Source organism: Dietzia alimentaria 72 (genome assembly GCF_000226215.1).
GTDB lineage: Bacteria > Actinomycetota > Actinomycetes > Mycobacteriales > Mycobacteriaceae > Dietzia > Dietzia alimentaria.
In genome coordinates, this window is sequence record NZ_AGFF01000007.1 from 61,200 (window position 1) to 74,544 (window position 13,345).

12 protein-coding genes are annotated in these 13,345 nt (G+C 69.4%); 4 read left to right on the plus strand and 8 right to left on the minus strand.

Going from position 1 to position 13,345, the window contains the following annotated elements:
- Positions 1 to 12 precede the first annotated feature (12 nt).
- Genes bioD through bioB form a run of 4 tightly spaced genes read right to left on the minus strand, consistent with a single transcriptional unit; the run spans position 13 to position 4,534 of the window.
- Entirely contained in the window at positions 13 to 813 is an 801-nt protein-coding gene (gene bioD, locus ON04_RS02740) for an ATP-dependent dethiobiotin synthetase BioD (protein ID WP_010540046.1), read from the minus strand.
- Positions 810 to 2,048 carry an 8-amino-7-oxononanoate synthase gene (locus ON04_RS02745; RefSeq protein WP_010540047.1) on the minus strand — a complete coding sequence of 413 codons (1,239 nt, stop codon included), beginning with the start codon at positions 2,046 to 2,048 and terminating at the stop codon, positions 810 to 812. The genes bioD and ON04_RS02745 overlap by 4 nt, the downstream gene beginning before the upstream one ends.
- Entirely contained in the window at positions 2,041 to 3,402 is a 1,362-nt protein-coding gene (locus tag ON04_RS02750) for an adenosylmethionine--8-amino-7-oxononanoate transaminase (RefSeq protein WP_010540048.1), read from the minus strand. Before ON04_RS02750 ends, ON04_RS02745 begins: the two co-directional genes overlap by 8 nt.
- 1 nt (position 3,403) lies before the next feature.
- Complete coding sequence (bioB, locus tag ON04_RS02755; protein ID WP_010540049.1) at positions 3,404 to 4,534, minus strand: biotin synthase BioB; 1,131 nt, start codon at positions 4,532 to 4,534, stop codon at positions 3,404 to 3,406.
- Positions 4,535 to 4,638: 104 nt separating this feature from the next.
- On the opposite strand from bioB, the gene ON04_RS02760 reads away from it, so the two are divergent.
- On the plus strand, positions 4,639 to 5,178 hold the full coding sequence (locus ON04_RS02760) for a TetR family transcriptional regulator (RefSeq protein WP_010540050.1): 540 nt from the start codon (positions 4,639 to 4,641) through the stop codon (positions 5,176 to 5,178).
- A gap of 169 nt (positions 5,179 to 5,347) precedes the next feature.
- Here ON04_RS02760 and ON04_RS02765 read toward each other — a convergent pair whose 3' ends face one another.
- The 3 genes from ON04_RS02765 to ON04_RS02775 form a co-directional block, all read right to left on the minus strand.
- Positions 5,348 to 5,995, minus strand: a complete 648-nt coding sequence (locus tag ON04_RS02765; protein ID WP_010540051.1) for a CAP domain-containing protein — start codon at positions 5,993 to 5,995, stop codon at positions 5,348 to 5,350.
- A 199-nt stretch (positions 5,996 to 6,194) separates the two neighbouring features.
- Entirely contained in the window at positions 6,195 to 6,728 is a 534-nt protein-coding gene (locus ON04_RS02770) for a CAP domain-containing protein (protein WP_010540052.1), read from the minus strand.
- A gap of 216 nt (positions 6,729 to 6,944) precedes the next feature.
- Positions 6,945 to 8,582: an MFS transporter gene (locus ON04_RS02775; RefSeq protein WP_238529215.1), complete on the minus strand. Its 1,638-nt coding sequence runs from the start codon at positions 8,580 to 8,582 to the stop codon at positions 6,945 to 6,947.
- Positions 8,583 to 8,716: 134 nt separating this feature from the next.
- Here ON04_RS02775 and ON04_RS02780 point away from each other — a divergent pair, with 134 nt between their 5' ends.
- The 3 genes from ON04_RS02780 (at position 8,717) to ON04_RS02790 (ending at position 12,441) form a co-directional block, all read left to right on the plus strand.
- Positions 8,717 to 9,850, plus strand: a complete 1,134-nt coding sequence (locus tag ON04_RS02780; RefSeq protein WP_010540054.1) for a baeRF3 domain-containing protein — start codon at positions 8,717 to 8,719, stop codon at positions 9,848 to 9,850.
- A gap of 134 nt (positions 9,851 to 9,984) precedes the next feature.
- Positions 9,985 to 10,770: a SurA N-terminal domain-containing protein gene (locus ON04_RS02785; RefSeq protein ID WP_238529216.1), complete on the plus strand. Its 786-nt coding sequence runs from the start codon at positions 9,985 to 9,987 to the stop codon at positions 10,768 to 10,770.
- Between the two features lie 93 nt (positions 10,771 to 10,863).
- Positions 10,864 to 12,441, plus strand: coding sequence for a hypothetical protein (locus ON04_RS02790; protein ID WP_010540056.1), 1,578 nt, complete (start codon positions 10,864 to 10,866; stop codon positions 12,439 to 12,441).
- Between the two features lie 33 nt (positions 12,442 to 12,474).
- Here the strand turns inward: ON04_RS02790 and ON04_RS02795 are convergent, their stop codons facing one another.
- Entirely contained in the window at positions 12,475 to 13,329 is an 855-nt protein-coding gene (locus ON04_RS02795) for a universal stress protein (RefSeq protein WP_010540057.1), read from the minus strand.
- Between the last annotated feature and the right edge of the window lie 16 nt (positions 13,330 to 13,345).

The window sequence follows — 13,345 nt, forward strand, 5'->3', positions numbered from 1 at the left end:
CCGTTCCCGGCGTCACCGCGGCGACATGGTGACGCCGGGGGTCCCCAGATCACCAGCACGCAGGTCGGCGAGCACATCGGGACGGAACCACCCCGGCGCCCGTCGGGCGAACTCGATGGGGGAAAGTCCCCCGGCGCCGCAGGGCACCCGCCCCAGCACTGGCACCCCGGTCAGCCGTGGCAGGTCCTCGAGATTGCAGTTCTCGGCAAGACCAGGTTCGTGAGGCCACGCCCCGATCACGATTCCGGCGCAACGCAGTCCCGCCGACTCGATGGCCCGGACCGTGAGTTCAGTATCCGAGAGGGTGCCCAGACCGGCCCGCGCCACCACAACCAGCGGGGCGTCGAGGGCAGCCGCCAGGTCGAGCACGGTGAGACCTGTGCCCAGCCGTACGAGCAGCCCGCCAGCCGCCTCGATGAGGTCGAGTCGCGCGGGACCGCCGGAGTGCGGGCCGGTGGGGGACGGCGCACCCACCGCACCGAGCCAGGACCGGATCGGGTCGAGCAATTCACCAGCAGTGGACTGCGGCACCCCGGCCAGGCGGGCAGCGGTTTCAGGTGCCAGTGGATCGGTCAGCCGCCGCACCTCCAGCACCCGCCCCACGCCGGCTAGACGCGCGGCCTCGTGCACATCGCCGGGCTCACCGGGCCAGAGGCCCGTCTGGACCGGCTTGCAGATGCCGACGTCCAGGCCGGCGGAACGCCCGAGCGCGGCCATCGCCGCGGTCGCGATCGTCTTTCCGACATCTGTGCCCGTGCCCGTGACGATGACGGGAGCGGCGTCGGCCGCGCCGGACCCGGCTTCCGCGCTCATGCGGGCGCCCCGGCTGCTGCCCCGGCGAGTGTGGAGTCGGCAACGTGGTGCCCGCGCCCGTGCTCGCCGAGGACCTGCGTGAGAACCTCGCAGGCGGTTGCCAGTTCAGCGTCGGAGAGATCGGCACGGGCGGTGAGTCGCAGCCGCGCTGTGCCCGCGGGAACCGACGGCGGCCGGAAGCACCCGACGCGAAGTCCCAGTTCAGCGCAGCGCTGAGAGGCGGAGAAGGCGCGTTCGGCGTCGCCGAGGATCACCGACACCACCGCGGACGACGGTCGCTGCGCCCCGGTCACCGAGGCCAACCGCTCGGCCACCTCCAGCACGCGGCGGGCCCGATCGGGTTCGCGTCGGAGTACGGCCAGTGCCGCCCGCGACGCGCCCACGCTCGCCGGCGCGAGGCCGGTGTCAAAGACGAAGGTGCGGGCGGTATCGATGAGGTGGTCGCGCACCCGCTGCGAGGCCAGCACCACCCCGCCCTGCGCCCCGAGTGCCTTGGACAGCGTCGCCGTGACCACCACGTTCTCGTGTCGCGTCAGCCCCAGCTCGTGCACGAGTCCGTGTCCGCCGACGCCGCGTACTCCCAACCCGTGGGCCTCGTCGGCCAGCAGGACCGCGCCGTGCTGCTCGCATGCGGCGTGCATCGCGGCCAGTGGTGCGAGGTCCCCGTCAGCGCTGTAGACCGAGTCGGTGACAACCAGCGCCCGTGCCTCGGACCGCCCGGCGAGGGCCTGTTCCACGGCGATGGTGTCGCCCCGTTCGACGACGACAACGCGAGCCCTCGACAACCTGCACGCATCCACCAATGAGGCATGGGAGCCGCCGTCGGAGACGATCAGCGACCCGCGACCGGACAGCGCCACCACAGCGCCCAGATTGGCCGTGTAGCCGGAGGAGAACACCAGCGCCGAGGGATGGCCGGTGAAGGCGGCGAGCTCGGATTCCAGCGCCTGGTGGTCGGCGGTCGTGCCGGTGACCAGGCGTGACCCGGTGGCGCCGGCACCAAAGCGGCGGGTCGCCTCAATCGCGCCGTGCACCACCTCGGGGTGAGTGCCCAGGCCCAGGTAGTCGTTGGAGGCCAGGTCGATCACGTCGTCGCCCGGGCCGCGAGGTCGGAGGACGCGGTGCAGGTGGCGGGCGTGCCGGTCGGCGGCGGCGGCGTCGAGCCAGTCCAGCGAGGTCGAGCGGATCTGCCCCTCGCAGGAGCGGCCCGGCGTGGTCGGCGGATGGTCAGGCATCGGCTCGGGCTCCGGTGGTGTGCGCGCGGGAATTGGCTGCAGCCCCGGCCTGGGCGGCAACGCAGATGGTGTCGATCTCCGCATTGCTACAGATGTAAGGCGGCATCGTGTAGATGAGATCGCGGAAGGGGCGTAGCCACACGCCGTGTGAGGTGATGGCTGTTGTCGTCGTCGTCATCTCTACGGGCCGGTCCAGCTGGATCACGCCGATCGCTCCCAGCACGCGCACGTCCACCACTCCCGGCAGGTCGAGCGCCGGGGCCAGGCCGGCGCGCAGCCGCTCCGAGATCCGGGGCACCTGCTCACGCCAGTCGCCGGCCTCGACCAGGTCGAGGGAGGCGCACGCGACGGCGCAGGCCAGCGGGTTACCCATGAACGTCGGCCCGTGTGCGAGGCCGCCCGCCTCGCCGGAACTGATCACCTCGGCCACGTGATCGGTGGTCAGAGTGGCCGCCAGCGTCAGGTATCCGCCGGTCAGTGCCTTGCCCACGCAGAGGATGTCCGGGGCGACGCCCGCGTGGTCGGCGGCAAACAATTCGCCCGTGCGGCCGAAACCGGTGGCGATCTCGTCGAAGATCAGCAGCGCGCCGGTCTCGTCGGCGAGCCGCCGCAGGTCGCGGAGATACCCCGGGTGGTGGAAGCGCATACCGCCCGCGCCCTGGACCACCGGCTCCACGATGATCCCGGCCAGCTCGTCTGCATGATCGCGGATCGTGCGTTCGAGCCCAGCCACGTACGCGGGGTCGTACCCGGCGGGCGGCACGGGCGCGAAGACCTGCTCGGCCACCACCCCGCGCCACATCGAGTGCATGCCGCCCTCGGGGTCGCACACGCTCATCGGGCTGAGGGTGTCGCCGTGATAACCGCCGCGCCAGGTGGCCAGCCGGGTCCGGGCGGGCCGGCCCAGCGAGCGCTGGAACTGGAGAGCCATCTTGGCCGCGACCTCGACCGACACCGATCCCGAATCCGCCAGGAAGACCTTGTTCAGATCGCCCGGCGCCATCCGGGCCAGCCGCTGCGAGAGTTCCACCGCGGGCCCGTGGGTGAGCCCGCCAAACATGACGTGACTCATCGTGTCGACCTGTCGATGCGCGGCCGCGTCGAGGTGCGGGTGGCGGTAGCCGTGGATCGCGGACCACCACGAGCTCATGCCGTCGATGAGCTCGCGCCCGTCGGCCAGGCGAAGTCGAACGCCTTCGGCGGACGCCACCGGCAGCGGCTGCGTGGACGCCGGAAACCCGCCGTAGGGGTGCCAGACGTGCTCGGCATCGGCGGCGAGCAGGGCGGCGGTGGCGGCGTCACCGGCGTCGCGACCCGGCTCCTCCTGCGCGGGGGCGTGAAGCGAGGCGGACATGTCAGGCGTTCGCGGGTTCGCTGGTCCCGGCTCCGCGCGTACGGATGGCGACCTTCTCGTCCTTGCCGGGGGCGGCGAGCGGGGCCGGGTCGGCGGCGGAGTTCTGCTCGGCAGCCGCGGTAGGATGATCCATCTGCAGGATCTCGAGTCCGGCGTCGGCGATCATCTGCAGGTCCTCGCCACCCGGCTGGCCCTCGGAGGTCAGGTAGTCGCCCAGAAACAGGGAGTTGGCGACGTACAGCGCGATGCCCTGGAGGTGGCCCAGATGGCGCTCGCGGCCGGCGGCCACGCGGATCTCGACGTCCGGCGCGACAAAGCGGACCATCGAGAGGATCCGCAGGCAGTCTCGGGGGTTGAGCGTGTCCACGCCCTCGAGCGGGGTGCCGTCGAAGGGCAGCAGGAAGTTCACCGGGATCGAGTCGACGTCCTTGGCCCGCAGGTCGAAGGCCAACTCGACCAGCTGCTCACGCGACTCACCCATGCCCGCGATGAAACCCGAGCACGCCGATAGCCCGGCACCGTGGGCCTGGGACACGGTGTGCTCGCGGTCGGCGTAGGTGTGTGTGGTGCAGATGTCCTCGTAGTGGCTCTCGGCCGTGTTGAGGTTGTGGTTGTAGGCGTCCGCACCGCTGGCGCAGAGCTTCTCGGCCTGCCCGTCCTTGAGAGCCCCCAGACAGGCGCACACCTCGACGCCCGGGGTGTCCGACTTGATGGCCTCGATGATGTCGGAGACCTTGCCCACTTCACGGTTGCTCGGACCGGTGCCACTGGCGACCAGGCACACGCGGGAGGCGCCGGCCGCGATGCCGGCCTTGGCCGCGGTGACCGCCTCGTCGGTGTTCAGCCATGTGTAGCGCAGGATGCCGGCCGTGGAGTTGAGGCGCTGCGAGCAGTAGAAGCAGTCTTCCGGGCACAGGCCGCTCTTGAGGTTGACCAGGTAGTTGACCTTGACCTTGTTGCTGAAATGCTCGAAGCGTAGGCGGGACGCGGCCGCCACGACCTCCATCAGCTGGGCATCGGGTGAGTTGAGCACCGCGAGGGCGTCCGCGGCGGAAACCTGCTCACCGGCCAGGACACGGTCGGCGAGGTCGTGCCAACGAGGGGCTGCGTGGGTCTGCGGGGTGGTGGCCATGGGTTCCTCCTGAACGCCGTTCATTGAACGCTGTTCAAGTTAGCGGAGGGGTTCTGACTTGTACAGCGTTCAGGAGAAAGGGTCCGCCGGTAGGATCAGTTCTCGTGGCCCTCACCAAGACGGCGGTTGTCGCTTCCGCGCTCGAACTCCTCCGCGAATCCGGTCTACCCGGAATGTCGATGCGCACCCTCGCGACCCGACTGGGGGTCCAGCCCAGCGCGCTGTACTGGCACGTCCCGTCCAAGCAGGCGCTGCTCACGGCCGTGGCCGAGCAGGTGTTGGGCCGCGTGGGAGCGGTGGACGCCGAGAGTTCGGCGACAGGCGAGCTCCGCGCGATCGGCGTGTCTCTGCGGGACGCCGTGACGGGAGTCCCCGACGGCGCCGAGATCGTGGCACTCGGATTGGCCGCCGGCGCGGAGAACCCGGTGGCGAATGCTGTGCACGCCGCCTGCGCACGGCACGGACTCGAGGAGCGTGGCCCGGGACTGACCACGGCACTCACGGGCTATGTAATCGGCCTGAGTCTGGAGGAGCAAACGCACCACAATCTGCGCGTTGCCGACCCCGAGACGCCGGCCGTCGACTTCCGGCCGCGATTCGAATCCGGGTTGAACGCGTTGCTCGCCGGCTGTGTGGCCGGATAACGGCTCGGGCCGACTCAGCGTGAGCGACTGATACAAAGACGCCCGTCGCGATGTACTCCCGCGCCCGCGGCGGCGGTGGCGGGAGTACATCGCGACGGGCGCCTGCGGGCAAGGGCCGGGGCCGGGGCTGGGGCTGGGCGTCTGTCCGCGAGCGGGGCCTGCGGCGGGATCAGCGGCGGAGGAAGTCCTGCACGAGGTGCACGGTGCCGTCGGCGGCTGTGGCCACGCCTACGCCGACCCTCGTGAATTCTCCTGAGAGCATGCGTTCACGCATCCCGGTGTCACTGAGCAGCGCGGTGAGCGCGTTCTGCGGAGTCGCGCCCTTGGGCAATGTGAGCACGGTGCGGTCGGTCAAATCGCTGGTCTTGACTGCGGCGGCTCCCTCGGCATCGTCTGCGCCGGTCGTCGCGTCCTCGGGCACGGAGAGTTCGCCCGTCGTGGGATCGCCCTCGGCCAACGCCGCGGCCCGCTCGCGCGCGGAAGCTTCCATCGCCGGGTCGGTCACCAGTCGATCGGCGCCCACAGCGAGGCGGGCCTCGTTGACGGCGGCCACCACGGCGCCTTCGAACGCCATCGCCTTGAGCTCAGCGGGTGCGAGATCGGAGGGGGAGAATTCGGCGCGCGTACCCGCGGGGCCGACGGCCGGGCCGCCGGGGATGAGCCCTGCCTCCGCTGCGAGCGACGAGAGTCCCGGGATATCCACCGGGAACGGCAGGGCGGACTCGAGAGAGCCCTGCGCGGCCGCAGTGCCCGCGCCGGAGGCGAGCAGGAGCGCGGAGGTGCCGACGACAACAGCGGAACGGATGGGATGACGCACGCGATGGGTCCTTTCTTCGGGCCGCAGCTTTCGCCGGGACCTGCTGTTAACGAGCGACGGTTGTGGCCAGTTCGGTCACCAGAGTCACTCCTGCATCTGTCGTCACTCTAGCCCCATCCGTTACAGCGGTGTAACTACGACGACGCCCCCGCCGCTGAGAAGGGTCGGCGGGGGCGGGGGCGTCGAGGGGGCGTGCGGGTCAGCGCAGACTGACGAAGTTCTGTGTAGCGAAGAGCTTCTTGTTGTCGGCCACCGCGACGCCCACGCCGAGGTGCGTGTGCGCGGGGTTAATCAGGTTGAGGCGGTGGGGTAGTGAGTTCATCCACTGAGTGACCAGATCTTTGCCGGTCTTTCCGCACCAGTTCTGTAGAACATTCTCGCCGTAGCTGCGCCACTGCCCCGGGTAGGTGGTCGAGACCTGGTCCCGGATGTTCGGGTTGTGGTACATCCGGTTCTCGTTGGCCATCTGCGAGCTCCAGGTCTGGGCGATGTCGTCCAGGCTGTCGAGACGCTTGACGGGGTTTTGGCCCGCGGCCTCGCGCTCGCGGTTGGTCTCTTCGTGGATCTCTGTGACGAGTTCCTCAACCTCAGCCGGGCTCGCGGAGTCACATCGCGGGGCTGTGGTTATCTCGAATGAAAAGGACTGTGCTCCGGCCACGGGCGTGGCAAGTGCTGCGGTGGTAGCCACCGCGGCGACCGCCGCGAACGCGTGGCGGGCGAGGGTAGAACACATGAGGGTGCCTTCCTTGGGTTGAGGGATTGCAGGGTTGAGAGAGCGCCAGGAGGGGGCTGGCCTAGGAGCCTCGTCAAGGGATTCAACTCAATAGTGGTCAACCGCGCAGGGGTTTGGTCCCGAAATCACCCCGACCGGAAAGGTGCGAAACCGCAGGTAGGAGCCTCAGGTGCCACAGCAGTGCACACGCTGATCATGCGCCACACGGGGTGCCGGTCAGGCCGGGGACCCGCTGCGGATTTCGCGGCGCCGGTCCACGACGCTGAACGCCATCGCGCCCGCGGCCAGCGTCGCGATGAGCCCCAGTGCCACCCGGAACGCCAGGAGCCAGTCGTCCTGTGACTCGACGATCCAGAACAGCACACCCGGCACGATCGCCGTGCCCACCGCCGTACCCATTCGCTGGCCCAACGAGATGATGCTGCCGGCGACCCCGCCGTATTCGGGATCCACCGCCCGCAGGGTGAGGGTCTGATTGGGCGAGATGGTCATGCCCTGTGCGGTCCCCATCAGGGCTGCCGGGGCCATGAAGACCAGATAGCTCACCGCACCGGAGTCCACCAGGCCTGCCAGCAGGATGAAGACCAGTAGCGCGGTGATGGTGATCGCGAAACCCGCCACAACCATCCGTCGGCCGAGGCGCAACACGAAGCGCCCGGCGACCTGCGCCGAGACCGCCGCGCAGATCGACGCCGGCAGGCTGATCAGCGCTGAGTTGATGGGTGCGTATCCGAGATGGAACTGCAGGTACATCGGCGTGATGATCCAGAGGCTAGTGCCGCCCACGAAGTAGATAGACACGATGATCATGCCGTTGCGGAACGCCGTGTCGCGGAAGATGTCGGGATTGACCAGCGGCGGCCGCCCAATGCGCTCATACCGCCGCTCCCACCAGGAGAACGCGCCCATCAGGACCAACCCCACCGGTACCAACGCCCAGTAGGCGAGGTTCCCGCCTCGGGTCAGGAAGGGCAGCATCAGCGAGAGCACAGCCGCGCCGAGCAGCACGATGCCTACCGGGTCGAGGTCCAGGCGCCTTCTGCGGCGGGTGGTGGCAGGTGCCTGCACGGGCGCGTCGGGAGAGGCTGCGAGTCCTGCGGTGGGGATCGCGTTGTCGTCGTCGCGGTTGTGGTCATCGTCCCCGGGGCGGTGCTCATCGCTGGGCTCGGCCAGCTCCAGAGAGGCCAGCGCCCCGGCTCGCGAACGCGAACCGCCCACATCCGGCCCCACGCCGGGCGGGGAGGGGATGCGGCGGTCGTCGGGTAGCCAACGCTGGCCCAGCACCAGCGCCAGCACGCCCAGCGGCACGTTGACCAGAAACATCGCGCGCCACCCCAGGTCTTCACCGACCGCCTGGATCAGGAGCCCGCCGATCAATGGTCCGGAGGCAGTGGCGATCGAGACGGTGGTGGCCATGGTCGCGAAGGCGCGGGCCCGTGCCTCCTTGCGGAAATATTTCTGTATGAGGCCGAAGGTCTGCGGATTGAGCATGCCCGAGCCCAATCCCTGGATCACTCGCGCCAGGTTGAGCATCTCGATCGACTGCGCGAGACCCGCCACCACGGCGCCCACCACGAACACCGCCACGCCAGCCAGGAACAGGCGTTTGCGGCCGGTCGCGTCGCCGAGACGGCCCGCCGGGACGAGCAGCAACCCGAACGACAACGCGTATCCGGAGACCACCCACTGCAGGCCGCGAGAATCCGAATCCAACGCCGTCCCGATCACCGGGAGCGCCACGTTGATCACGGACAACGCCAGCAACGCCATGAAGAGCGGAACCATGAGTGTGGTGAGGATCCGGGCGGTGCTCACAGGCCGGGTCAGCGCAGGTGTCTGGAGCTGGTCGTTCACCCGAGCGATGGTAACCGCGACGGACCCCACGCCGATGGTTCCCGGTGGCCAGGTCCCTGTGCCGGTAGGTCACGACCCCACAACGTCCTGGCTATAACCGCCCCCGGGGACAGCGATGTCCGTAGCGTCAGGTCATGGCTGATCTCATCCGTACCGCAGAAGTCGATCCGATCCCGACGACCGACCTCACCGAGCTGGGAACCGCCACCGGCAGGTCGGTGTCCATCTTCATGCCCACCGCCCGCGGTGGTGCCGAAGTCCGCGAGAACGCCATTCGCGCCAAGGCACTGATCAAGGAAGCCGAGGCGCAACTCAAGGCGCACGGCGCGGCGGAGGAGGAAACCGACGAGATCCTCGGCCCGCTGGTCACCTTGCTCGAGGATGACGCCTACTGGCAGCACCTCGCCGACGGCCTGGCGCTGTACGCGTCCAAGGGATTTTGGCGCGCGTACCGCGTGACGAAGGACTTCCCGGAGGCTGTGCACGTCAGCGACCGCTTTGCCGTCCGACCGATCGTGCCCGCCGCTGTTGGCGACGGCGAGTTCGTGGTGCTGGCGGTGAGCCAGAACAAGGCCCGCCTCCTCGAGGGCACCGCCGCCACCATTCGCGAGCTCGAACTCGGGTCGATCCCGTCCTCGATGGATGACATGCCCGGGGATGACCTGCCTCCCTCACAGCAGCAGTTCAGCCCCGGTCCGGCCTCCGGTTCAGTCTCGCGCAGCGTCGGCGGGGGCGTGCTCCACACTCACGGCACCGGCGCCGAGGTGGGCGACGTCCAACTGAAGAAGTTCCTGCGGCAGGTCGCTCAGGGGCTCGACGAAGTGTTGGACCCCAACGACCGCCGCCCGGTCGTGCTGGCCTCGGTGTCCGAGTACCACGGGCCGATTCGTGACAACCTGCAGCACGGCACACTCGTGGACGGTGTCGCGGCCGGCAACCCCGACGCCCTGTCACCGGCTGAGCTGCACCAGCGCGCGTGGGCCGTCGTCCAGCCGGAGATGAAGCAGAAGGCCGAAGCCGATGCGGAACGCTTCGGCGACGCGATCGGTGCCGGTCGCGCGCTGGCAGGTGGCGGTTCGGACATCCTGCACAGTGCGCGCGAGGGGCGCATCGACACGTTGTTACTCACCAGGCATCGCTGCAGCGCAGACCATGGCCCTGACGATCTGGACGCCGCTGTTGGTCACGTGTTGGCCACCTCCGGCGCCGTGGTGGTGGTCGACACCCTGCCGCAGGACGTGGCGGAGGGCGCGCTTCTCCGGTTCTGACCAGGTGGGCGCGGGTGCGGACGGTGCGCTTTGGCGCAGCGTCCGCACCCCTTTTTGTCTCGTGCACAGGTCCCGCCTAAGTCCGGTGTGTACCGTCGGCGTCCTCATGCACCCCGTCAACGTCAGGAGATCGAGTGCTCAGTAGGACATTGCGGACCGTTGTGGTCGCAGCCGGGGCCGTGCTGATCGCGGCTGGTTGTAGTGCCGGCGGCGACGACGGCGACACTGCCCCGGCCGAGACCCAGGCGGCGGCCGAGCAGACGGAACAGGGTGACGGCGCGGACTCCGGCGCCGAGCAGGCCGACGGGCCCGACACCTCGGGCATCCCTGACCCGGTAGCGGAGGTCAACGGCACCAAGATCTCGCGCGAGGAATTTCTCTCGGTATTCGAGAGCCAGTACAAGCAGATGTCGATGCAGGCGCAGATGACCGGCCAGCCCGTGGACGAGGAGCAGCTCAAGAAGATGACCTCGGAGGGCCTGGTCGGCACCGAGTTGCTGCTCCAGGAAGCCAAGAAGCGCGGCATCGACGTCTCCGACGACGAGGTCAAGGCCGAACTCGCGGTGTTCGCCGAGCGAAACCAGGTCAGCGCCGACGAGTTCATCACCGGTATGGGCGAGCAGGGGCTTGACCGCCAGGACGTGCTGGACCAGATCGACAAGCAGCTGCGCGTCCAGAAGCTGCTGGCCGAGGAGTACGGCGAATTCGAGGCGACCGACGCGGAGGTCGATCAGGCCTACAAGCAGGTCGCCGATCAGCAGGCCGCGATGGGCGGCGGCGAGGGCGCACAGCAGTTGCCTCCGCTCGAGGAGGTCCGCGGCGAGGTCGAGGAGCAGGTGTCGACCGAGAAGGAGGCCAAGGCGATGGAGGAACTCTCCCAGAAGCTGCGCAAGAACGCGGACGTGACCATCCACATCTGATCCGACGTCAGCCTCTCCGCCGCTGCATCCGGCGGTGGCGGGATCATGGCCGTATATCTGGCGGCAGCGAGTCGAGCATGATGAGATCAGCTCATGCAAAGTGCAGGCCGGATACGGATACTCACCACGACCATCGCGGCTCTGGCCACGGCGGCCGCAACAGTTGCGACGGCGACACTGCTCCACCCACCTGCTGCCGACGCGCGGACGCCGTGGCCGCCCGAGCTGGGCCCCGCCGGAACGGCCACCGTCCACGGCGACCCCGCCGCCACGGACACCCTGCCGGGCCGCGGCCCCGGGTCGAACCCGACCATCACCTCCGCGCTGACCGGTGCGACCTGCTCCACGGTCTTCGTGGGCTCGGACGGCATGCCGGTCGCGCTGTGCACCTCGTATGTCGGGCTCAATCCGCCCACCCCGCTGGCGCCGACCGTGAAGCTGTTCCACCCGGACACCGCCGCGGTGCTGGCAGAGGTGCAGCTGGCCAAGGGGGCGCTGCTCGGCGGGGTGTACGGCTACCTCGACGACCATGACCGCGTGGTGGTGGCCGACGGCAACCGCCGGCTCCTGGCCGTGGGCCACGAGCGCACCCCCGAGGGGCCGTGGCGCATGACGGTCGACGTCCTGGCCGATCTGTCGTCGGCCGTCCCAGACGGCGACGCGATCACCGGCCTGATGCCCGCGTTCGACGGACGCGTGTGGTTCGCGACGTCGGGTGGGACGGTCGGCACGGTGAGTCCCGCGGGGGGCCGCGCCAGGGCCGGCGGCCCTGGTCATGACGACGAGCTTCGCTTCCTCCGCCTACCCGCGGGGGAGAAGATCTCTAATGGACTCACTGTGCGGCCCGGAGGCGCGTCGGTGATCACCACCCGGGCGCTCTATGAGATCGACCTCCGGGCGGACGGGATGCCCGTCGTGCGGTGGAGTCGCCCCTACAAGGTGGAGCCGGCGCGCAAGCCGGGTTTGTTGGCCCATGGTTCGGGCACGACGCCGACCTACTTCGGTCCCGGCGGTGAGTTGGTGGCGATCACCGATGACGCCGAGCATCCGGATCTGATCGTGATGCGCCGCGATGACGGATCCGAGGTGTGCCGGATGCCCGCCTTTGCCACGACTCTGGAGCCCTCGTCCGCGGCGGCTGACGGGGTGCTGATCAAGGGGCCCGCGGTTTCGGAGAACTCGATCATCGCTTCAGGCAACGCGTTGGTATTGGTCAACACCTATGGCTTCGAATACCCACCGTTCGCCGTCGACGGTCCCGCCGCTCCCGCGTCCGCGCCGTACACCGGCGGGATGACCCGCATCGACGTGGGACCCGGCGGCGACTGCTCACGGGCCTGGACGTCCCTGGCCCGGACCGCGTCGCTGCCCAAGCTCACCACCGGCGATGGCCTCATCCATGCGATGGCGTACGGCCCGCCCCGTGCGGAGCAGGGTCTGGGGCCGGACCTCGGGTCGATCTCTGATCAGGGTCTCGCACAGAAGTTCGGCCCGGTGGATGTGACCTCGACGGATGTCGAGACCGGCCGCGAGGTCATGCGCACATTCGTCGGGCACGCCCCGCTGGACGAGCCGATGGAACTCACCGGCACCATCGATTCCCGGGGCGATGCCCCCGGCGTGATGTGGCAGCCCACGCTCACCCGCATGCTCCGGATCGGGCCTGCCTAGCCAGCCCCACCTGGCAGTGCGGCTTCCGCTGGCTCAGTCGGTCGGCCGGATGACGGCGACCGCGCAGGGGGCGGTCTGGAGTAGTCGGCGGCTGACCGAACCGAGTAGAAGTCCCTTGAAGCCGCCGTGACCGCGGGACCCTGTGACCAGCAGGGCGGCGCCGGTCGCTTCGTCGGCGACCGTGACAGCGGGTTCGCCCACCACCAGGATCAGGTCAACGGTGACATCGGGGTGGCGGGCCTCGTGCGGCGCGAGAGCGTCGAGCACGGTTTTCTCGTCCTCGGCGAGGACACTTTCGGCCAGTTTGTCCAGGTCGAAGAGCGAGGCGCCCGGCAGTTTGGGGACCTCCACCGAGTTGACGACCCGCAGCGTGGTGCCCCGCCGCTCGGCCTCGGCGAACGCGAACGCCATGGCGGGATCGTTGGCGGCGGAGCCGTCGGCGGCCAGGACGACCGGACCGCTCGACGGGCCTTCAGGCGTTCGCGGGGTGATCACGATGACGGGGCAGGTCGCATGCTCGACCACACCGGCGGAGGTGGACCCCATGGCAAAGTCCTCACGAGCGGTGAGTCCGCGGCTGCCCACGACGATCGCGGAGGCGATGCGGCCGACCTCGACGAGCGCCCCGACGGGACTGTCGGCGAGAACACGGAAGTTCGCCTCGACGCCTGTCGTGAGGTCGGCGAGCTGATCTCGCATGGCGCCCTCGACGTTGGCGCGGGCCGTCTCGTCAAAAGTGACCACCCGGCCGACGGCACGATCGGCGGAAATCACCTCGAGGGTCGTGCCGTGCTCGATGGCCCAGGCAGCAGCCCAGGCCACTGCACGGCGTGCATCCTCCGAGCCGTCATAGCCGCACACGACCGGTCCGATGGCGGTCTCCGACATGGCTTCCTCCTGCGGT

Coding starts and splice junctions, on each gene's coding strand:
- ON04_RS02795 (WP_010540057.1), bottom strand. CDS start 13,329: ATGTCGGAGACCGCCATCGGACCGGTCGTGTGCGGCTATGACGGCTCG.
- ON04_RS02770 (WP_010540052.1), bottom strand. CDS start 6,728: ATGTGTTCTACCCTCGCCCGCCACGCGTTCGCGGCGGTCGCCGCGGTG.
- ON04_RS02790 (WP_010540056.1), top strand. CDS start 10,864: ATGCAAAGTGCAGGCCGGATACGGATACTCACCACGACCATCGCGGCT.
- ON04_RS02780 (WP_010540054.1), top strand. CDS start 8,717: ATGGCTGATCTCATCCGTACCGCAGAAGTCGATCCGATCCCGACGACC.
- bioD (WP_010540046.1), bottom strand. CDS start 813: ATGAGCGCGGAAGCCGGGTCCGGCGCGGCCGACGCCGCTCCCGTCATC.
- ON04_RS02750 (WP_010540048.1), bottom strand. CDS start 3,402: ATGTCCGCCTCGCTTCACGCCCCCGCGCAGGAGGAGCCGGGTCGCGAC.
- bioB (WP_010540049.1), bottom strand. CDS start 4,534: ATGGCCACCACCCCGCAGACCCACGCAGCCCCTCGTTGGCACGACCTC.
- ON04_RS02745 (WP_010540047.1), bottom strand. CDS start 2,048: ATGCCTGACCATCCGCCGACCACGCCGGGCCGCTCCTGCGAGGGGCAG.